This window comes from Bradyrhizobium diazoefficiens USDA 110, from assembly GCF_000011365.1.
GTDB lineage: Bacteria > Pseudomonadota > Alphaproteobacteria > Rhizobiales > Xanthobacteraceae > Bradyrhizobium > Bradyrhizobium diazoefficiens.
Genome location: NC_004463.1, coordinates 8,538,898 through 8,559,060, shown reverse-complemented (window position 1 = coordinate 8,559,060; position 20,163 = coordinate 8,538,898). Strand labels below are relative to the sequence as shown.

Sequence of the window (20,163 nt, the reverse complement as noted above, 5' to 3'; positions counted from 1 at the left end):
CCTCCCGGGAGGGGGAGGGTAAGAGAGAGCGCTAGATCTTCGCTGTTGTCTTCGGCCAATACCTGTCGCGCAAATGCCGCTTCACCAGCTTGCCCGTCGGCGTGCGCGGCAGCTCCGCCTCGAAATCGATCGAACGCGGGCACTTGATCGCGGAGAGGCGACCCTTGCAGAACGCGATCAGGTCGGCTTCCAGCGCCTTGCCCGCACGCGTCATGTCGTGCGGCTGCACCACCGCCTTCACCTCCTCGCCCATCTCCTCGTTCGGCACGCCGAATACGGCGACGTCGGCGACATCGGGGTGGGTGATGAGCACGTCCTCGGTCTCCTGCGGGTAGATGTTCACCCCGCCGGAAATGATCATGTAGGACTTGCGGTCGGTGAGAAACAGGAAGCCGTCCTTGTCGAGATAGCCGACGTCACCGAGCGTCGACCAGCCCTTGGCGTTGTAGGCCTTCTTCGTCTTCTCGGGGTCGTTGTGATAGGCGAAAGCAGGCGCGTCGGCGAAATAGACCGTGCCGATTTCGCCGGTCGGTTGCTCCTCGTCGTTTTCGTCGAGAATCTTGATCTTGCCGACCACGGCGCGGCCGACGCTGCCGCGATGCTCCAGCCATTGCTGCGAGTTGCAGACGGTGACGCCGTTGCCTTCCGAGCCGGCGTAATACTCGATCAGGATCGGTCCCCACCATTCGATCATTTTGGCTTTGACGTCGACCGGGCAGGGGGCTGCGGCGTGGATTGCGCCCTTGAGCGTCGAGACGTTGTACCGGTAGCGCACCTCGTCCGGCAGCTTGAGCATCCGCACGAACATGGTCGGCACGAGCTGCGACTGCGTGACCTCATACTTTTCGACCAGCTTCAAGAATTCTTCGGCGTCGAAATGCTCCATGATGATGGAGGTGCCGCCGAGCACGATCGCCATCATGTTGAAGCGCAGGGGCGCCGCGTGATAGAGCGGCGCCGGCGAGAGGTACGTGCTCGCCGCATTCATGCCGCACATGTCGGCGCAGAGCACGCGCAGGAAGGCGTTCGGCACGTCGATCTTGTTGCCCTCGAACGCCTTCTTGATTCCCTTGGGCCGGCCGGTGGTGCCGGACGAATACAGCATGTCGTAGCCGGCGACCTCGTCGGAGATCGGCGTCGTCGGCTGCGCGGCGGCTTCCTTGTCGTAGGAGCGGAAGCCGGGCAGCGGTTCGTCCATCATGTAGAAGACCGGCTCGCCGGGCGTGCCCTTGATCAGGGCCTTGATCTGGTCGGCGCATTTCGGCGTGGTGATCACGACCTTGGCGCCGCAATCGGCGATGATGTAGTCGATCTCGTCCTGCTTCAGATAGCGGCTGATCGCGGTGTAATAGAGCCCGCTGCGCTGCGCGGCCCAGCAGAGCTCCATGAAGGCAAGCCGGTTCTCCATCAACAGTGCGATGTGATCGCCGGCCTTCAGGCCGAGCGAGCGGAACAGGTGTGCGCCCTGGTTCGAGAGCTCGTCGAGTTCGCGATAGGTGATCGCCTTGCCGGTGCCCGCCATCTGGTAAGCGATCTTGTTCGGCGTGGCGCGGGCGTGGATGGAGGGGTGGGTCATGAGCGTAGGTCTCTCAACAAGAAAGGTGTCATCCCGGCGAAGGCCGGGATCCATAACCACAGGCCTCGGTTGTTGAAACGAGATGGAGCTCCAGCGCGGCATAACCACAGCCTTCTGTGGTTATGGATCCCGGATCGGCGCGCGCTTTAGGCGCGCTTGTCCGGGACGACACCGTCTGTGTCGAAGCAGCTTACAGCCGCTCCACGATCGTCACATTGGCCATGCCGCCGCCTTCGCACATGGTCTGCAGGCCATAGCGCTTGCCTCGCTGGTGCAGCGCGTGGATCAGCGTGGTCATCAGCTTGGTGCCGGAGCCGCCGAGCGGATGGCCGAGCGCGATGGCCCCCCCATTGACGTTGAGGCGCTCCGGATCGGCGCCGGTGGTCTTGAGCCAGGCGGTCGGCACCGACGCGAAGGCCTCGTTGACCTCGAACAGGTCGATGTCGCCGATCGTCATGCCGGCCTTCTCCAGCGCGCGCTTGGTGGCGTGCAGCGGAGCGTCGAGCATGATCACGGGATCGCCGCCCATCATGGTCATGTGATGGATGCGCGCAAGCGGCTTGACGCCAAGCTGCTTCAGGCCGCGCTCGTTCACCACCATGACGCCGGAAGCGCCGTCGCAGATCTGGCTGGCGCTGGCCGCGGAAAGCTTGCCGTTCTCGGCGATCAGTTTGACGCCCTTGATGCCTTCGAGCGTGGCGTCGAAGCGGATGCCCTCGTCGATGTGGTGGGTATCCTTGGAGCCGTCGGCGCGGGTGATCTCGAGCGGCACGATCTCCTTCTTGAAGTGACCGGCTTGCGTCGCCGCGATCGCGCGCTGGTGGCTGTTGAAGGAGTATTCGTCGAGCTCATTCTTCGACAAGCCGTACTTCTCGGCCATCATCTCGGCGCCGGTGAACTGGCTGAACACGATGTTCGGATACCTCGCCTCGATGCCCGGGCTCTTGTAATTGCCAAAGCCGTTCTTGGCCGGGAGCTGCGATGACAGGCCCATCGGCACGCGCGTCATCGATTCCACGCCGGCCGCGATCACGACGTCCATCGTGCCGGACATCACGGCTTGGGCTGCGAAGTGCAACGCCTGCTGCGAGGAGCCGCACTGGCGGTCGATCGAGGTGCCCGGCACGCTCTCCGGCAGCTTCGAGGCCATGATCGCATTGCGCGCGACATTGTTGGACTGTTCGCCGACCTGCATCACGCAGCCCATGATCACGTCCTCGACCAAGGCCGGGTCGATCTTGGCGCGATCGACCAGCTCGTCCAGCACTTTTGCGGCGAGATCGGCCGGATGCCAGCCGGCGAGGCGGCCCCCCTTGCGCCCGCCCGCGGTACGCGCAGCGGCGACGATGTAAGCCTCGGCCATTTCGGTTTCTCCCTGGATTTTTCTGGATCGGGTTGGGTTGTCGGGGCGGATTAAAAGGGTGCGACATCATTTAGTCAATCGATCAATTAACTCTTGTGATGAGGCGCTGCTTGGGCTTATCTGCGCCCCGCCTCAAGCGGCGAGAACAGGGAACTCCGTGGCTACCAGCGTACCGACCAAGCTCCCCAGCGGAAAGAATTCCACGGCAGAGAAATTGCTCGTGGCCGCAAGCGAGCTGATGATCGAACGTTCCTCGATCGAGATTTCGCTCTCCGACATCGCCCAGAAGTCGGGCGCCAACGCCGCGCTGGTCAAATATCACTTCGGCAACAAGGACGGCCTGCTGCTGGCGCTGCTCGAGCGCGATGCGGGGACGGAGCTGTCCAATCTCGAATATCTGCTGGCGCAGCCGATCACGCCGACCGCGAAGCTGAAGCTGCATATCGGCGGCATCATCCGCGCCTATCACCGGTTCCCCTACATGAATCGGCTGATCCACTATCTCCTGCACGAGAGCGTTGCCGGCTCTGCCGACGAAGTCTCGAAATTCTTCGTCGCGCCGCTGCTGGATTTTCATCGCCGCCTGCTCGCCGAAGGCGTCAGCAGCGGCGAATTCCGCCAGACCGATCCGGTGCTGTTCTACACCAGCCTGATCGGCGCCTGCGATCATCTGTTCTTCGGCCGGCACGCGATGTCCCGCGCGACCGGCGTCGGCCCGGTCACCGATGAAGTCTGCCGGCAATACATCAAGCACATGGAAACGCTGATCTGCGGCGGCATCCTCACGCAAGCCGGGGACGCCGCCGCGGCCGGATGATCCGGCCGAACTCTTCAAGTCTAGAGAAGAAACGCCCAAGGAAAGGTATTTGCGATGCAGCTGAAAGACGTAGCCGTTCTCATCACCGGCGGTGGTTCGGGCCTGGGTGCCGCGACCGCCCGCGCCATGGCCGCCAAGGGCGCCAAGATCGGCGTGATCGACCAGAGCAAGGAAAACGCCGAGAAGGTCGCGGCCGAGGTGAAGGGCGTCGCGCTGCATGCCGACGTCACCAGCGAGGAGCAGATCAAGGCGGCGATCGCGAAGGCGGAAGCCGCCCATGGCATCGCCCGCGTGCTGATGAACTGCGCCGGTATCGGCGGCTCGCAGCGCATCGTCGGTCGCGACGGCGTTTATCCCTTGGAAAAGTTCGCGCGCATCATCAACGTCAACCTGATCGGCACCTTCAACTGCCTGCGGCTGTTCGCCGAGCGCCTCGTCACCGCCGAGCCGATCGGCGAAGAGCGCGGCGTCATCGTCAACACCGCTTCTGTTGCCGCCTATGAAGGCCAGATCGGCCAGATCGCCTATGCGGCCTCCAAGGGCGGCGTCGTCGGCCTCACGCTGCCTGCCGCGCGCGACCTCGCCAGCCAGAAGATCCGCGTCAACACCATCGCGCCCGGCCTGTTCCTGACGCCGCTGCTGATGGGCCTGAACGAAGAGGCCCGCAAGAGCCTGGGCGCCCAGGTGCCGCATCCCGCGCGTCTCGGCGACGCCAATGAATACGGCATGCTCGCGGTGCACATCGTCGAGAACCCGATGCTCAACGGCGAGACCATCCGCCTCGACGGCGCGATCCGCATGGCGCCGCGGTAGAGCTCTCTTCCCTTCTCCCCTTGTGGGAGAAGGTGGCGCGCGTAGCGCGACGGATGAGGGGTTCGCTCCGCGATCTCATCTGTGGAGGCAGACCCCTCACCCGAGCGAATGCGCGTCGAGCGACGTACATGCCCTCTCCCACAAGGGGAGAGGGCGCAGCAATCGGCACCATCGTTGCGGATGAAGGAGATCACGCATGTCCCAACCGCTGCTGATCGAGCACAACGACGGCGTCGACCGGGTGACGCTCAATCGTCCTGACAGCCTCAACGCGCTCGATCCCGCGCTGATCGATGCGCTCAACGCCTACTTCCAGGGGCTGCAGCGCAACCGCGATACGCGCGTGGTGGTGCTGAAGGGCGCCGGCAAGAATTTTTGCGCGGGCCTCGATCTCAAGGCCGCGATGGCGCGCCGTGCCGGGCAGCAGGAGCCGCCCGGCGTCACCGAGTCGCTGGACTCGCAGCGCCGCATTGCCGACATCGTGATGCTGATGCGGCGCTGTCCGCAGCCGATCCTGGCGCTGGTGCAGGGCGCGGCGGCGGGCGGCGGCTTTGCGCTGGCGCTCGCCTCCGACATCCGGATCGCGACGAAATCGGCGCGGATGAACTGCGCCTTCATCAAGCTCGGCCTTGGCGGCTGCGACATCGGCACCAGCTATTTCCTGCCGCGCCTCGTCGGTGTCTCCGTCGCCTCCGAGCTGATCCTCACGGGACGCTTCATCGGCGCCGAGCGGGCGCTCGCGGTCGGTCTCGTCTCCGAGGTCGTCGACGAAGACAAGCTCGATGACGCTGCCGAGCCTTACATCGATGCGATGATCACGGCCTCGCCCGTGGGGCTTCGCCTCTCGAAAGAATGTCTCAACATGAGCGTCGATGCCGGATCGCTGGAAGCCGCGATCGCGATGGAGGACCGCAATCAGGTCCTGTGCAGCCGCTCCGAGGAATTTTCGGAAGGCATCAGGGCCTTCCTTGAGAAGCGAAAGCCTGTCTATATCAGGCGCTGAACGACGAAGATCCGCAAAGGACAGTAATTCCGGGAGACGCAAAATGAGTGGCAGCGCGGCGGCGGTGATGACGAAGCCCGCCTTTCGCAAGGTCGAGTGGCTGGCACGCGACATCGACGTCGAGCGCCGCGGCGACGGCACGGTGGTGCTGAAGTCGCGCATTCCGCTGCAACCTTACGAGAAGCACATCCCGGCCTCGCTGGCGAAATGGGCGACGCAAGCACCCGAGCGCATCTGGCTCGCCCAGCGCGGCGGACCGAACCGCGAATGGCGGAAGGTCTCTTACGGCGAAGCCAAGCGCACCGTGGATGCACTGACGCAAGGCCTGCTCGATCTCGGTCTCGATGGCCGCCCGGTCACGATCGTGTCCGGCAACTCGATCGAGCATGCGCTGATGACACAGGCCGCGATGCAGGCGCGCGTTCCGGCGGCTCCCGTGTCGCCGGCCTACTCGTTGATGAGCCACGATCACGTCAAGCTGAAATATTTGTTCGACCTGATCAAGCCGGCCGTGGTGATGGTGCAGGACGGCCCGACCTTCGAGAAGGCGCTCAAGGCGATCGACCTCACCGGCGTCACCGTCGTTCACGTCTTGCGGCCCTGCGAGGGTATCAAGAGCGTCAGCTTTGCCGAGCTTGCGGCAACGCCGGTGACCGGCGCCGTCGAGGAGTCGATTGCCAGGATCACGCCCGACACCGTCGGCAAGCTGCTGTTCACGTCAGGTTCGACCGGCATGCCAAAAGCTGTCATCAACACGCAAGCGATGATGTGCGCCAATGCGGCGATGATGATGCAGGTGCGGCCGCGCGATCCGGGCGGTCCGATCTCGACCATGCTGGACTGGATGCCGTGGAACCACACGATGGGCGGCAATGCGGCGTTCCATCCCATCCTGGTCGACGGCGGGACGCTCTATATCGACGACGGCCGGCCGATGCCGGGCCAGTTCGAGGAGACGCTGCGCAATCTGCGCGAGATCTCGCCGACCTATTACGCCAACGTGCCGGCCGGCTACGCCGCGCTTGCCGCTGCCATGGAGAAGGACGATGCGCTCTGCCGCTCCTTCTTCAAGAACCTGTCGATCATGGCCTATGGCGGCGCGCGGCTGCCTGATGATCTCTACGACCGCATGCAGGACCTCGCGGTGAAGACCACCGGCGAACGGATCGTGTTCTACACCGGCTGGGGCTCGACCGAGACTGCGCCGACCTCGACCGGCACCTATTGGGACACCGAGCGCGTTGGCCTGATCGGCCTGCCGTTCCCCGGCGTCGAATTGAAGATGGTGCCGTGCGGCTCGAAATACGAGCTGCGTCTGCGCGGTGTCAACGTCACGCCCGGCTATTTCGGCCAGCCGGAGCTGACCAGGAAGATGTTCGACGAGGAAGGCTTCTACTGCATCGGCGATGCCGGCATTTTTGTCGACGATGCCGATCCGGTGAAGGGCATCATCTTTGCCGGGCGCGTCGTCGAAGACTTCAAGCTCACGACTGGGACCTTCGTCCATGTCGGCTCGCTCCGCACCGACACCATCGCAGCCACGACGCCTGTCGTGCATGACGCGCTGGTCGCGGGGCAGGATCGCGCCTTCATCGGCCTGCTCGCCTGGCCGAACCTGCATGCCTGCCGCCAGCTCGTCGGCAATCCCGATCTCAGCTTTGAGGATGCCGTGAAGCATCCCGAGGTGATCGCCTGCTTCAGGCGCGGTCTGGAGACGCACAATAAGGAGTGCGAAGGCGCCAGCAGCCGCATCATCGCGCGCGCCATGCTGATGGTCGAGCCGCCTTCGATCGACGGCAATGAGCTGACCGACAAGGGCTACATCAACCAGCGCGCCGGCCTGGAGCGCCGCGCCGCGCTGGTGGAGCGGCTCTATGCGGACAAGCCGGATCAGGATGTGGTCGTGCTGCGATGAAACACTCCTCTCTCCATTCGTCATTCCGGGATGCGCCGAGAGGCGCAGGCCCGGAATCCATAACCCCGGCTGGTGGATATGGATTCCGGGCTCGCGCTCCGCGCGCCCCGGAATGACGGCAATAAATGACAACGAATAAACAAAGGTAGCCCGCCATGAACTTCGACTTCTCCGACGACCAGAAGCAGCTTCGCGATCAGGCGCGCAAATTCCTCACCGAAAAATGCCCGCCCAAGGCGGTGCGCGTCGTGCTCGACGGCAAGGCGCCCTACGACAAGGAGCTGTGGAAGGGGCTCGCCGAAATGGGATTTCTCGGCGTCGCAATCCCCGAGGAATTCGGCGGTGCCGGCGCCGGCCATCTCGAGCTTTGCGTGATCGCGGAAGAGATGGGCCGGGCCAACGCGCCGGTGCCGTTCTCCTCGACCGTCTATCTCGCCGCCGAAGCGCTGCTGATCGCCGGCAGCGACGCGCAGAAGAAAAAATGGCTGCCGGCAATTGCCTCGGGCGAGGCGATCGGGACGCTGGCGCTGTTCGAGGGCAAGGGCAATCCGTCGCCGAAGGCCATCAAGCTCGCTGCTGCGAATGGCGTGCTTAACGGCGTCAAGAAGCCTGTGGCCGATGGCGCGATCGCCGACTTCGCCGTCGTTGCAGCTCGCACGGGTTCGAGCGGGCGTGAGAGCGACATCTCGCTATTCCTGGTCGATCTCAAGGGCGGCGGCGTCGAGGTGAAAGGCCTGACCAACCTCGATCCGACGCGTGGCCAGGCGGAGATCACTTTCAAGGACTGCAAGGCCGAGCCGCTGGGCGCTGCCGGCGAGGGCTGGAGCATCCTCACCCAGGTGCTCGACCGTGCCGCCGTGCTGTGCGCCTTCGAGCAGGTTGGCGGCTCCGACCGCGCGCTGGAGATGGGCCGCGACTACGCTCTCGACCGCATCGCCTTCGGCCGCCAGATCGGCTCGTTCCAGGCGGTGAAGCACATGCTCGCCGACATGTACGTCTCGGCGACGCTGGCGCGCTCCAACAGCTATTACGGCGCCTGGGCGCTTTCGACCAATGCATCCGAATTGCCGGAAGCCGCCGCCGCCGCGCGCATCAGCGCCACGCAGGCGTTCCAGCACTGCGCCAAGAACAACATCCAGGTGCACGGCGGCATGGGTTTCACCTGGGAGTTCGACTGCCACATGTACTACCGCCGGGCGAACGCGATGGCGCTGGCCCTCGGCAGCCTGTCCTATTGGGAAGACCAACTGATCGACCGCATGCGCAAGAAGAACGCGGCTTGATGTTGTCGTCATTCCGGGGCGCCGCAACGCGGCGAACCCGGAATCCGGAGATGAGTGAATAACATCTAGATTCCGGGTTCGCGCTGCGCGCGTCCCGGAATGACGGAGAGAACAGCACCATGAACTTCGACGACACCCCACAGGAAGCCGAATTCCGCGCCACCGCGCGTGCCTGGATATCGGCGAATGCGCCGAAGCAGTACGAGGAAGAGCTGCGCAAATCCTCGCTCGGCCGCACCCAGCTCAAGAACGCCAACATTCTCGAGGTCGCGAAGGCCTGGCAGAAGAAGAAGGCCGATGCCGGCTGGGCCTGCCTGCACTGGCCGAAGGAGTATGGCGGCCGCGGCGCCTCTCCGATCGAGCGCGTGATCTGGCAGCAGGAAGAGGGGCCGTTCGGAAAACTCTCCCATATGTTCATCATCGGCCACGGCATGTGCGGGCCGACCATGATGGCGTTCGCGCGCGAGGAGCATAAGCGCAGCTATCTGCCGCCGCTCGCCTCCGGCGAAAAGGTCTGGTGCCAGCTGTTCTCCGAGCCCGCCGGCGGCTCCGACGTCGCGGGCCTGCGCACGCGGGCGGAGAAGGACGGCGATGAATGGGTCATCAACGGCCAGAAGATCTGGACATCAGGCGCGCATTATTCCGATTACGGCATCCTGCTTACCCGCACCGATCCGACCGTGCCCAAGCACAAGGGTCTTACCATGTTCTTCCTGGACATGAAGAGCCCCGGCGTCGAGGTGCGGCCGATCAAGCAGGCGAGCGGCGCCTCCGATTTCAACGAGGTCTATTTCACCAACGTGCGGATTCCCGACCATCAGCGCCTCGGCGAGGTCAATGACGGATGGAACGTCTCGCTGACCACGCTGATGAACGAGCGCATGTCGATCGGCGCGGGCGTCTCGACCGGTTTCCCTGAGTTGTTCGACTATTGCTCCGGCCTGATGCTGGACAACGGTCCGGCGATCGAGGATCGCGCGGTGCGCTCGAAGCTGGCGAACTGGGCGGTGAAGGCGAGCGGGCTGCGCTACACCAGCATGCGCGCGATCTCGGCGCTGTCGAAGGGCGAGCGGCCGGGGCCGGAAAATTCGATCGGCAAGCTGGTGGCGGGCTCGATGATCCAGGACGTCGCGGCCTACGCGCTGGACTTGCAGGGCGCGAGCGGGGTCATCAGCGGCCCCGAGGATGCCGAACTCGCCGGCCGTTTCCAGGCCATGCTGCTGCGTGCGCCGGGCACCCGTGTCGAAGGCGGCACCGACGAGATCATGCGCAACATCATCGCCGAGCGGGTGCTGGGCCTGCCGGGCGATATCCGGGTCGACAAGGACGTGCCGTTCAACAAGATCCCGACCAAGGGAAGGAATTAGCCGTCATTCCGGGGCGGCTCGAAGAGCCGAACTACGATGTGCAATTGTACATCTGAGAATCTCGAGATGCGTAAGTAACCTCTGGATTCCGGGTTCGCGCGTTGCGCGCCCCGGAATGACTAGGAAAAGGAAGCCGCCATGAATTTCGACGATACCCCGCAGGAAGCCGCATTCCGCGAGACTGCGCGCCAATGGGTCGAGGCCAACGCGCCGAAGGAGCTGCATGCCGAGCTGTCAAAATCCTCGCTCGGTCGCATCCGGCTTGCGAAGCACGACATCGTCGATGTCGGCAAGGCCTGGCAGAAGAAGAAGTTCGAGGGCAATTGGGCCTGCCTGCACTGGCCGAAGGAATATGGCGGCCGCGGCGCCACGCCGATCGAGCGCGTGATCTGGCAGCAGGAGGAGGGCGTCTACGGCAAGCTGACGCAGCCGTTCCAGATCGGCGAAGGCATGTGCGGGCCAACCGTGATGGCCTGGGGCAGCGAGGACGCCAAGCGTCGCCATCTGCCGAAGCTCGCCTCGGGCGAGGAGATCTGGTGCCAGCTGTTCTCTGAACCCTCGGCCGGCTCTGACGTTGCGGGCTTGCGCACGCGTGCGGAGAAGAAGGGCGACAATTGGGTCGTCAACGGCCAGAAGATCTGGACCTCGGGCGCGCATTATTCCGACTTCGGTCTTCTGATCGCGCGCACCGATCCGAGCGTACCCAAGCACAAGGGCCTCACCATGTTCTTCCTGGACATGAAGAGCCCGGGCGTCGAGGTGCGGCCGATCAAGCAGGCCAACGGCATGCAGGAGTTCAACGAGGTCTATTTCACCGACGTGGTGATATCAGACAGCCAGCGGCTCGGCGCCGTCGGCGAGGGCTGGAGCGTGTCGCTGACCACGCTGATGAACGAGCGCATGTCGATCGGCTCGCGGCTCGCGACCGGCGTGCCTGAGATGTTCGAGTTCTGCGCGAACCTGATGCTGGAGGACGGGCTTGCCATCGACGATCCCGCGGTGCGCTCGAAGCTTGCCAGCTGGGCGGTGAAGTCGAGCGGGCTGAAATATACGAGCTACCGCGCGATCTCGGCGCTGTCGAAAGGCGAGCAGCCGGGTCCGGAGAACTCGATCGGCAAGCTGGTCTCGGGCATGATGCTCCAGGACATCGCGACCTACGCCATGGACCTCCAGGGTGCGGCCGGCGTTCTCACGGGCAGCGATGAGGAGACGGTGCAGGGCCAGTTCCAGCAGATGCTGCTGTCCTCGCCCTCGATGCGCATTGCCGGCGGCACTGACGAGATCCTGCGCAACATCATCGCGGAGCGCGTGCTGGGCCTGCCGGGCGACATCCGCGTCGACAAGGACGTGCCGTATAACAAGATCCCGACCAAGGGACGCTAGTATCGTAGGGTGGGCAAAGCGAAGCGTGCCCACCATATGCAGGTGCGCCGAGGTAGGTCTGTTGGTGGGCGCGGCGCTATGGCGCCTTTGCCCACCCTACGAAGAGAACAATGCGAGCTGATCAATGGACGCAAAAGTGAATCAGAATAACCGCATCGGCGTGCTCGAAGAGCTGCTCAACGAGCGCTACTCCGTCCGCGCTTTCCTTCCCAAAGAGGTCGATCGCGCCACCATCGAGCACGTGCTGACCACCGCGCAGCGCACCGCGTCCTGGTGCAACAGCCAGCCCTGGCAGGTCATCATCGCCAGCGGCGAGGCCAAGGAGCGCTTTCGCCGGCTGATCTACAAGGAAGCCTCCAGCGGACTCGGCGACGATTACGATTTCACCCCGCCGCGCGAATATGTCGGCGTCTATCTCGATCGCCGCCGTGAGAGCGGCTTTCAGCTCTACAACACGCTCGGGATTCCCCGCGGCGACAGAAGCGGCTACGCCAGGCAGGCGCTGGAGAACTACAATTTCTTCGGCGCGCCGCATGTGGCTGTGATCCACACCAACGAGCCGCTCGGCATCTACGGCGCGATCGATTGCGGGGCCTATGTCTCCAATTTCATGCTGGCCGCCCAGGCGCTCGGGCTCGGCACGATTCCGCAGGCCGCGCTGGCGCGCCACTCCGGCCTGATCCGCCGTCACTTCAATCTGCCCGATGACCGCCGCGTCGTCTGCGGCATCTCGTTCGGCTATGCCGACCACGCCCACAAGGTCAACAGCTACCGCACCTCGCGGGCGAGCGTCGCTGACACCGTGACATTCGTGGACGAGTGATCGAGCGGCACGCCCGATACTCACGCGCGCATGAAGGCGGGCGCGGAAACGGCCGCCTTCATGCTTGTCGTCTCAGTCCGGTTGACGCGTGCCGCTACCCGCCGCTGCCGCCGATCACGGCGCGCACGGTCTCGTCGGGCCCGAAATCCTCGGCGCCGTCGACATAGAGCAGCGCGGCGAGTTTCGAGCGCGCACGGTTGACCCGGCTCTTGATCGTGCCGACCGCACAGCCGCAGATCGAGGCCGCGTCCTCATAGGAGAAGCCGGAGGCACCGACCAGGATCAGCGCTTCGCGCTGGTCCTGCGGAAGCTTCTCGAGCGCGGTGCGAAACTCCTCGAACTCGAGATGCGCGTTCTGCGAGGGCTGAGTCTTCAGCGTCTTCGCATAATTGCCCTCGGCGTCCTCGACCTCGCGCCGCCGCTTGCGATAGTCGGAGCGGAACAGATTGCGCAGGATCGTGAACAGCCAGGCCGGCAGGTTGGAGCCGGGCTGGAACGAGTCGATGTTGGCAAGCGCGCGCAACAGCGTTTCCTGCACCAGATCGTCGGCGCGGTCGGCGTTGCCGCTGAGCGAGATCGCGAACGCGCGCAGACTTGGCACGGCCGCGAGGATGTCGTTACGCAGGGAGTCCGTGAGAGGCATTAATCCCTCCCATTGTTGTTGTCGTTGGATCCGCCCTCATTTCCCACTTGGGATGTCGCTCCCGGCGCATCAAGCTTCTTGATCAGTTCTGCGAACCGATCTGGAACCCCCTGCCGTACGACGTCGTCGTACATGGCGCGGAGCTGATGCCCGATCCGGGATTGGATCTCCGGAGTGAGCCCTCCCTTGCCGGGGGTCGTGCTTTTGCTGGCTTGAGACTTGAGATCTTTCATGACCTGTTCCACGTTTCCCCGAGTTAAGTGACTGTAAATTCGAGAAGTTTCCTCAACCGGGAGCCGTTCCCTGGATAGGCACAATTCCAGGTTCGAGAAAAAGTTCCGCCGGCTGCGGAACTTTTCTTGCCCTGAGGCGTAGTCAGCCCCAGCAGGGGAACCCGGGCCTCCCCTCGTGATGTCTCTAAAGTCTTCTCTAAGGTCGGTCCGAAGATGAATGGAGTGGGGATGTCCCGTTCACAGCTTGTCGCTGAACACTTGCCGTTGTTGCGCCGGTATGCACGCGCCCTGACGGGCAGCCAGGCTTCCGGCGACGCCTATGTCGCAGCCATGTTGGAAGCCATGCTCGGTGATCCCGCCGTGCTCGACGAAAGCCATGGCCCGCGCGCGGGCCTGTTCCGGCTGTTCACCCAGATCTGGAATTCCGTCTCCGTCAACGACGACTCCGAGGTGACCACCCTGCCGATGCCGCCGGAGCGGCGGCTGTCGAACATCACGCCGCTGCCGCGGCAGGCCTTCCTGCTGCTTTCGCTCGAGGGATTTTCGGAAGAGGAGGTCGCCTTCATCCTCAGCACCGATGTCGCCGAGACGCGGCGGCTTGCGGACGCAGCGGGGCGCGAGATGGCGGCGGAGATCGCCACCGACGTGCTGATCATCGAGGACGAGACCTTCATCGCCATGGACCTCGAGAGCCTGGTGAAGAATCTCGGCCACAACGTCGTCGGCGTCGCGCGCACGCATGCCGATGCCGTGGCGCTGGCCAAGAACAGGCGGCCCGGCCTGATCCTCGCCGACATCCAGCTCGCTGACGGCTCGTCGGGGCTCGACGCGGTCAACGAATTGCTGCGCACCTTCGAGGTGCCGGTGGTGTTCATCACCGCCTACCCGGAGCGCTTCCTCACCGGCGAGCGCCCGGAGCCCGCGTTCCTGATCTCGAAGCCGTTCCAGCCGGCGATGGTGTCGGCGGTGGCAAGCCAGGCGCTGTTCTTCCAGCGCAACTCGCGCAACCGCACGCCCAAGGCGCCCGCGGCGTAAGAAGAGCTGTATCGAACAAGAAGACGGCGCGTCGCAAGGCGCGCCGTTTTTTGTTTGCCGATACCCTGTTCAACAACCTCGGCAGACGCTGTTGATCTTGGCCTTCAATTTGGCCTCGTCCGCCCACGGCCCGGGCTCGACCAAGCGTTGCACGCCGTCGAGAGTCATGAAGATGGTAATCCGCTGGAGGTCGTCCTTGGCCTCGGGAGGCGGCTTCGGAAATGGTTCGCTTCGCTCCACCATTTTGAGAGCTGCTGCATCCAGGGGCGGGGAGCCTGTGCTTTCCACCAAAGCGTGCGAGATCAATTTGCCCGAGCGGTCGATCACGAATGTGACGCCAGCATTGCCTATCTGACCCATCGCCTCCGAAGGAAACACCCTGTGACGCCAGACATGTTCGGTGGCCACCTTCCGCCAGGCGGCCATGGCATCCTCCTCCGTGAGCACAGGACCGGGCCTGCTCAGCACTAGCCCGGAAGGTTGCAGCTGGAATTGACGGCCATTGAAGACAATCGGCACTGTCAACGTGAGTGACTCATCGTTGAGCTCCGAAGGCGGCGCCGGAAACGGTTGGGCACGAGCGACGATCTGCAGCGCGGCAACGTCGAGTGGCCGAGAGCCGGTGCTCACGGCCAGAGCCTGTGAGATCAACCTGCCGGACCGGTCGATGACGAATGTGACCCTGGCCTCGCCGGTTTGGCCCAGTGCTTCAGCCGGAAATTGACGGTAGCCGGCTATGTGCGCCGACAGTCTTGCCTTCCAGGCCGTCGCGCGTTCGGTCTGCAAATCTGTTTGCGCGTGTGTGGGGGAAACCGCGAGTAATCCGAGAAACGCGGCTAACAAAGGGAATTTCATCTGCATCGGTGCGGATATTAGTCGCGGCCAGGTTGATTGCAAGACTCGTTGCTCGTATCGCGTTTCTCTCGCTGTGGGCAATTCGAACGGCGGTGAAGCATCGGGCGCTTGACGGCAACCCAATTGCCCCGTTGATACGTCGGGCCGATGACATCCATCGCAGCCTCAAGCCGCCCGGAGAGACGTACCATGGACCCGCACCTCCTCGATCGTCTCGCCATCCGCGACCTCGTCGAAAACTGGGCGGTCTGGCGCGATGCCGGCGACTGGGAGCGCTTTGCCACGGTCTGGCACGAGGAGGGCTGGATGTCCGCCACCTGGTTTCAGGGGCCGGCGCGGGACTTCATGCGCGTCAGCCAGGAGGGGTTCGCAAAGGGCGTGCGCATCCTGCATTTCCTCGGCGGCACCAGCATCGATTTGTCCGGCGAGCGCGCCATTGCGCAGACGAAGATGACGATCTCGCAGCGCGCGGGCGTGCACGACGTGCTCTGCGACGTCGTCTGCACCGGACGCTTCTACGATTTCCTGGAGAAGCGGCAGGGAAAATGGGGCATCGTCCGACGCCAGCCGATCTACGAGAAGGACCGGATCGACCCGGTCGATCCCGCCGCGACGCTCCGCCTCGACCAGCAAGCGCTCGCCGCGCTGCCCGAAGGCTACCGCCATCTCGCCTACATGCAGGAGCTGATCGGCTACAAGGTGAAGCGCGACATGCCGGGCCTCACCGGTGCCGAGGTCGAGAAGCTCTACGGCGAGGGGCGGGAGTGGCTGGCGGGGAAGGCGAAGTAAGCCCCAGACCAGAGCAAGCGCGACTGGCTTTGTGCCGGGCGGCTCCTGTCGATATCTTGTTGCGCATCGTTGCCGATGAGCTCTCCAGGAAGCTTGGGTTGCCGATCATCGTTGCGGCAGAGCCGGTGCGAGGGAAACATTGCGGCAGATGCCGCCACGCATCGCGATGATAGCCTGTTGCCGCTGCGTAGAGGCTCCGAGAGTGGCCAGCGTAGCGCGGAACGATAACGGAACTTTCGATGCGCTATGATCGGCTTCTCACGCGGATGCCTCGCGCAAATCTTGAATGCGCGTGGTCGCCGTAATTTTCGTCACGCTGCTGATAAATTCATCCGGCAATACTCGCGCGCGCGCGCGTCACGGCATTGTCAGCAGAGAACGCGCAAGACGCCGTTCAAAATCTTCATTGAAAAATAGGGTCTGCTTGACAGGCATTCTCAGCTAGCGCAGTTTTAGGTTGAATGGTCGTCGCATGATTTTGCTTTGCTCGTTTGATTTTCCAAGCACCGAACGCGGAGCATTCGTATGACGGTTATTCCTCCCGCCAGTGGCATGACGCTCCATGACGGCGACACGATGGATGTCAGTGGCGGCATCTCCGTCGATAGCACGACGATCCTGGCCGGCGCCTTGCAGACGGTCGGCGGATCCTTCGCAACGAGCACGGCAACCCACACTGTCATCAACGGCGGAGAACAGGACGTCGTCTTTGACGGCGTCGCCAGCTACACGACCATCAACGCGGGCGGCGTCCAGCGTGTCACGGGCGAATATATCCATGAAGGTCCAACCCCGGGCGAGGTCGATCACACCACGATCAATGGCGGCGGCGAGCAGGACGTCGACACGGGCATCGCAACGACGACGACCGTCAATTCCGGTGGCGTTCAGAACGTGACGAATGGCGGCAGCGCCAGCGGCACCATCGTCAATTCTGGCGGTGTTCTCAGGGTTTCGGGTGAAACTGTGGAAACGGCGCCCGTGTACCCGGAGCCGGTGATCCGAAGCGTGGCGACCGCTGCAACCATCAACTACCAGGGCGAGCTCGACGTCACTGGCGGCGGGACCGCAGTGAACGCCATCGTCAACGGCGGCGTCATGACTGTCTCGGGATCGATCCCGGATCCGTTCGCCAATGTCCCCGGCCAGCCGGCCGTCGACGCCAGCATGGCGACCGGCACCATCGTTGAAGGTTTTGGAACACTAACGGTGTCGGACGGAGCGTTGGTGTCGGGCACGATACTCCAGAACTTCGGCACGCTGAATGTCGATGCAGGTGGCACGGCAACGGGCACGACGATCAATTACGGAACGATGGTGCTGTCCGCGGGCGCGACGGCGATCAACACGACCGTCAATCAGTACGGCGGGCTTGTCGTGCTTGGTAACGCCGATTTTTCGGGCACGGTCTTCAACGCCGGCAGCACATTGCAGATCGGCGACGGCACGATTGAAAACGGATTCACTGTCCCGAAGAGCGTGACGCTGGCCGTCCTGGACGGTGGCGTGCTCAGTAACAGCGTCATTTCCGCGGGCGCAACGCTCATCGCTGAAGCTGGCGCGACGCTGTCCAACACGACCTTCCAGAGTGGCGCAACGTTTGTTGCCGACTATGGCTACACGGAAAACGGCTTCACCGTATCGGACGGCATCTTGTTCAAGGTGTTCGGTACGGCCACGAACACGACGATATCAGCGGGCGGTAAGCAGATCCTGGGCAACTACGACTTAGGGGCCACCGCCAGCAACACGGTCATCAATGGCGGCGAGCAGGATGTCGGGCTTGCATCCACCGCGAGCTACACCACAATCAACACGGGCGGTATTCAACGTGTCGCCGGCATTTACCTGCACGATGCGCCGGGTCCAGGGCGGGCCGATCACACCACTGTCAACAATGGCGCCGAGCAGGACGTCGATACCGGCATCGTGACATCAACCACCGTCAATGGCGGGGGTGTCCAGAATCTCACCAACGGGGGCTTTGCCAGCGGCACTGTCGTCAACTCGGGCGGTGTCATCAACGCTTCGGGAGAGACGATCTATTATCCTCCCGGAGGCCCGTACGGCATCGTCTTCAGAAGCGAAGTCGATTTTGCCGTTGTCGGCAGCGGCGGCCAATTGCACCTGTTCGGGGCGGGGATCGCCAAGAAAGCCATCATCAATGGTGGTGTGATGACGGTTTCGGGATCCGTTGCAGACCCTACGAACGACCCGAGCGCGCCCGCGGTCGACGCCAGCGCGGCGAGCGGGACAGTCCTCAACTCAGGAAGCCTCTCCGTCTCGGACGGCGGCATCGTCACCTCCACTATCCTGAACGGCGGCACGCTTGATGTGCTCGATCAGGGCACCGCGAACGCTTCGACGGTTCTTCGTGGAGCCACAGAACTCGTCGAAGCCGGTGGCATTGCCGGCGCGACCACGATCGCCGGCGGCATGCTTGATCTCAAGGCCGGCGCGATTTCCGATGACGCGATCACCTTCTCCGGCCAAGGCACGCTCAAGATCGAGCAGAAGCTGGTTTCGGGCTCATCGGCCTTTGCAAGCCAGATCAAGGGCATTGCGCTCGGTGACCAGATCGACCTGTCCGGGCTGTCCTATACGAGCGGCGCAACGGTGACTGTATCCGGCTCGAAGCTCACGGTCAGCAACGGTGCGGCCAGCGAGACCTTTACACTGGCGGATACTTCGGTCACGCGCTTCGGCATCGCGAAAGACAGCTCCGGCGGCATTCTGCTGACAGCCGCGGCCTTGCCGGCCATCGCTGGAGCCGTATCGGGACAAGCGACCAGCAACCAAGCTTCTATCAATCCATTCGCGACCGTAACGATCACGGATCCAAACGCAGCGGCAACGGACAGCCTGATCATCACGCTCGCAGGTGCGGCTGGCATCCTGTCCGGGTCAGGACTGATCTCGCTTGGAAACGGAACCTACGAGCTGGCGGCAACCAGCGCTGCCAACCTGACCGCCGAGTTGCACGCCCTCACGTTTGTAGCCTCGCCGCACGGAGATGGCAGCGTAACGACCACGTTCACTCTGAGCGACACAAGCAGTGTCGGCTTGACCGTCAGCGACACCAATACCTCTGTCACGGACACGCATCAAGCCGGTACCACGACGATCGACGGCCCGGCCTCCGGTTATGCGATCATTCAGGGTACGACGGGCAACGACATCATCCACGCCTATGGCATGTTCAATACCATCCACGGCAATGGCGGCAGCGACACGATCTACGCCGGATTATACGGTACGGTTGATGTGCCGAGCGGCGACAGCGCCGTCTATCTGCAGGGGATCGTCAACCACGTCACCGGCGGCTACGGCAATGTTACGGTGACGGGATCGACAGGCGCCACGACGATTGCGCTCGGTAACGGCAATGACACCATCGACGCCAGCGGATACGGGAACGTCATCACGCTGGGTAACGGCAACGATATTGTCCATCCCGGTGACGGTGCAAGCCAAACGACCGCCGGCAACGGCAACGACCTGGTGACGCTCTCCGGATATGGCAACACGGTCATGCTGGGGAATGGCAATGATGTCGTTGCGGGTCGAGATGGCGCCAACAGCGTTACTCTCGGTGATGGCAACAACACCGTGAATCTCGGCGGGATGGGAAACCAGATCACCGTCGGCTCGGGAACGAACGCGATCATAGCCGGCAGCGGATCGGACAACGTCGTTGCTGGCGCGGGCCACGATACAATCATGCTTGGCGGAGCTGCCAATCACGTGGTGCTCAACGGGTCCCAGGCAAATGTGACAAACCAAATCGGCCAGGACGTCGTTACGGTCAATGGCGGGTCAGACCAGTTTAACTTTGTCGGGTTTGGCAATCAGGCGATCATCAATGGCCCGGCCCATGTCGACATCATCGATCACGGCACGGGTCTGACCGTCTCCGTCAATTCCAGCAGCCAGGTCGATACGATCTCCGGATTTGGCAATGACACGCTCGGAATCGTCGCTCTTGCGAACGGTGTGGGCGATTATCACTCCGTCGCCGACATCATGAGCGCGCTTAGGAGCGATGGACACGGCGGGACCCTGCTCGCGCTGGGGAGCGGTTCTAACGCAGGGTCCATTGACTTCGTTGATACCGCGATCAGCCAATTGCACGCATCGAATTTCATGATCGTGTAGAGGCTCAGGATACGCACCCGCCGCTGATGCCAGCTTGATCTGCTTGGTATGGCCTTTCGGCCCGCCCTGATCGCGGCGGCCTCGGCTGCTCGAGAGGCGCGACCGGCATC

At 63.4% G+C, this 20,163-nt stretch carries 16 protein-coding genes; 11 read left to right on the top strand and 5 right to left on the bottom strand.

Going from position 1 to position 20,163, the window contains the following annotated elements; genetic code table 11:
* Positions 1–31: 31 nt before the first annotated feature.
* Both BJA_RS39625 and BJA_RS39620 read right to left on the bottom strand, forming a co-directional pair.
* Positions 32–1,576 carry an acyl-CoA synthetase gene (locus tag BJA_RS39625; protein ID WP_028173812.1) on the bottom strand — a complete coding sequence of 515 codons (1,545 nt, stop codon included), beginning with the start codon at positions 1,574–1,576 and terminating at the stop codon, positions 32–34.
* A 190-nt stretch (positions 1,577–1,766) separates the two neighbouring features.
* Positions 1,767–2,939, bottom strand: a complete 1,173-nt coding sequence (locus BJA_RS39620; protein ID WP_011090530.1) for an acetyl-CoA C-acetyltransferase — start codon at positions 2,937–2,939, stop codon at positions 1,767–1,769.
* Positions 2,940–3,153: 214 nt separating this feature from the next.
* Between BJA_RS39620 and BJA_RS39615 the strand changes: the two genes are divergently transcribed.
* The 8 genes from BJA_RS39615 (at position 3,154) to BJA_RS39580 (ending at position 12,343) form a co-directional block, all read left to right on the top strand.
* Positions 3,154–3,756, top strand: a complete 603-nt coding sequence (locus tag BJA_RS39615) for a TetR family transcriptional regulator (protein WP_038966149.1) — start codon at positions 3,154–3,156, stop codon at positions 3,754–3,756.
* A 54-nt stretch (positions 3,757–3,810) separates the two neighbouring features.
* Positions 3,811–4,569 carry an SDR family NAD(P)-dependent oxidoreductase gene (locus BJA_RS39610; protein WP_011090528.1) on the top strand — a complete coding sequence of 253 codons (759 nt, stop codon included), beginning with the start codon at positions 3,811–3,813 and terminating at the stop codon, positions 4,567–4,569.
* 196 nt (positions 4,570–4,765) lie between these two features.
* On the top strand, positions 4,766–5,572 hold the full coding sequence (locus BJA_RS39605) for an enoyl-CoA hydratase/isomerase family protein (protein WP_011090527.1): 807 nt from the start codon (positions 4,766–4,768) through the stop codon (positions 5,570–5,572).
* A gap of 43 nt (positions 5,573–5,615) precedes the next feature.
* On the top strand, positions 5,616–7,487 hold the full coding sequence (locus BJA_RS39600) for an AMP-binding protein (protein ID WP_011090526.1): 1,872 nt from the start codon (positions 5,616–5,618) through the stop codon (positions 7,485–7,487).
* Between the two features lie 155 nt (positions 7,488–7,642).
* On the top strand, positions 7,643–8,770 hold the full coding sequence (locus tag BJA_RS39595) for an acyl-CoA dehydrogenase family protein (protein WP_011090525.1): 1,128 nt from the start codon (positions 7,643–7,645) through the stop codon (positions 8,768–8,770).
* Positions 8,771–8,889: 119 nt separating this feature from the next.
* Complete coding sequence (locus BJA_RS39590) at positions 8,890–10,137, top strand: acyl-CoA dehydrogenase (RefSeq protein WP_011090524.1); 1,248 nt, start codon at positions 8,890–8,892, stop codon at positions 10,135–10,137.
* 138 nt (positions 10,138–10,275) lie between these two features.
* Positions 10,276–11,520, top strand: coding sequence for an acyl-CoA dehydrogenase (locus BJA_RS39585; RefSeq protein ID WP_011090523.1), 1,245 nt, complete (start codon positions 10,276–10,278; stop codon positions 11,518–11,520).
* Between the two features lie 124 nt (positions 11,521–11,644).
* Positions 11,645–12,343 carry a nitroreductase gene (locus tag BJA_RS39580; protein WP_011090522.1) on the top strand — a complete coding sequence of 233 codons (699 nt, stop codon included), beginning with the start codon at positions 11,645–11,647 and terminating at the stop codon, positions 12,341–12,343.
* A 94-nt stretch (positions 12,344–12,437) separates the two neighbouring features.
* On the opposite strand, the gene BJA_RS39575 is transcribed toward BJA_RS39580, so the two are convergent.
* The gene (locus tag BJA_RS39575; protein WP_011090521.1) at positions 12,438–12,986 is read right to left on the bottom strand and encodes a sigma-70 family RNA polymerase sigma factor; all 549 of its coding nucleotides are present in this window, start codon (positions 12,984–12,986) and stop codon (positions 12,438–12,440) included.
* Entirely contained in the window at positions 12,986–13,219 is a 234-nt protein-coding gene (locus BJA_RS39570) for a NepR family anti-sigma factor (protein ID WP_028173820.1), read from the bottom strand. The genes BJA_RS39575 and BJA_RS39570 overlap by 1 nt, the downstream gene beginning before the upstream one ends.
* 228 nt (positions 13,220–13,447) lie before the next feature.
* On the opposite strand from BJA_RS39570, the gene BJA_RS39565 reads away from it, so the two are divergent.
* Positions 13,448–14,254 carry a response regulator gene (locus tag BJA_RS39565; RefSeq protein WP_038966151.1) on the top strand — a complete coding sequence of 269 codons (807 nt, stop codon included), beginning with the start codon at positions 13,448–13,450 and terminating at the stop codon, positions 14,252–14,254.
* 69 nt (positions 14,255–14,323) lie between these two features.
* Here BJA_RS39565 and BJA_RS39560 read toward each other — a convergent pair whose 3' ends face one another.
* Positions 14,324–15,115 (bottom strand): energy transducer TonB family protein, encoded by a 792-nt coding sequence (locus BJA_RS39560; RefSeq protein ID WP_011090518.1) that lies wholly within the window; start codon positions 15,113–15,115, stop codon positions 14,324–14,326.
* Positions 15,116–15,298: 183 nt separating this feature from the next.
* Here BJA_RS39560 and BJA_RS39555 point away from each other — a divergent pair, with 183 nt between their 5' ends.
* On the top strand, positions 15,299–15,898 hold the full coding sequence (locus BJA_RS39555) for a nuclear transport factor 2 family protein (protein WP_038966152.1): 600 nt from the start codon (positions 15,299–15,301) through the stop codon (positions 15,896–15,898).
* 525 nt (positions 15,899–16,423) lie between these two features.
* Complete coding sequence (locus BJA_RS39550; protein WP_011090516.1) at positions 16,424–20,053, top strand: hypothetical protein; 3,630 nt, start codon at positions 16,424–16,426, stop codon at positions 20,051–20,053.
* The last annotated feature ends 110 nt before the right edge of the window (positions 20,054–20,163 follow it).

Bases quoted from the DNA above. Each gene is read 5' to 3' on its own strand.
- BJA_RS39570 (WP_028173820.1), bottom strand. From the start codon at position 13,219: ATGAAAGATCTCAAGTCTCAAGCCAGCAAAAGCACGACCCCCGGCAAG.
- BJA_RS39560 (WP_011090518.1), bottom strand. From the start codon at position 15,115: ATGCAGATGAAATTCCCTTTGTTAGCCGCGTTTCTCGGATTACTCGCG.
- BJA_RS39585 (WP_011090523.1), top strand. From the start codon at position 10,276: ATGAATTTCGACGATACCCCGCAGGAAGCCGCATTCCGCGAGACTGCG.
- BJA_RS39625 (WP_028173812.1), bottom strand. From the start codon at position 1,576: ATGACCCACCCCTCCATCCACGCCCGCGCCACGCCGAACAAGATCGCT.
- BJA_RS39600 (WP_011090526.1), top strand. From the start codon at position 5,616: ATGAGTGGCAGCGCGGCGGCGGTGATGACGAAGCCCGCCTTTCGCAAG.
- BJA_RS39620 (WP_011090530.1), bottom strand. From the start codon at position 2,939: ATGGCCGAGGCTTACATCGTCGCCGCTGCGCGTACCGCGGGCGGGCGC.
- BJA_RS39580 (WP_011090522.1), top strand. From the start codon at position 11,645: ATGGACGCAAAAGTGAATCAGAATAACCGCATCGGCGTGCTCGAAGAG.
- BJA_RS39590 (WP_011090524.1), top strand. From the start codon at position 8,890: ATGAACTTCGACGACACCCCACAGGAAGCCGAATTCCGCGCCACCGCG.
- BJA_RS39575 (WP_011090521.1), bottom strand. From the start codon at position 12,986: ATGCCTCTCACGGACTCCCTGCGTAACGACATCCTCGCGGCCGTGCCA.
- BJA_RS39565 (WP_038966151.1), top strand. From the start codon at position 13,448: ATGTCCCGTTCACAGCTTGTCGCTGAACACTTGCCGTTGTTGCGCCGG.
- BJA_RS39605 (WP_011090527.1), top strand. From the start codon at position 4,766: ATGTCCCAACCGCTGCTGATCGAGCACAACGACGGCGTCGACCGGGTG.
- BJA_RS39550 (WP_011090516.1), top strand. From the start codon at position 16,424: ATGACGGTTATTCCTCCCGCCAGTGGCATGACGCTCCATGACGGCGAC.
- BJA_RS39610 (WP_011090528.1), top strand. From the start codon at position 3,811: ATGCAGCTGAAAGACGTAGCCGTTCTCATCACCGGCGGTGGTTCGGGC.
- BJA_RS39555 (WP_038966152.1), top strand. From the start codon at position 15,299: ATGGACCCGCACCTCCTCGATCGTCTCGCCATCCGCGACCTCGTCGAA.
- BJA_RS39595 (WP_011090525.1), top strand. From the start codon at position 7,643: ATGAACTTCGACTTCTCCGACGACCAGAAGCAGCTTCGCGATCAGGCG.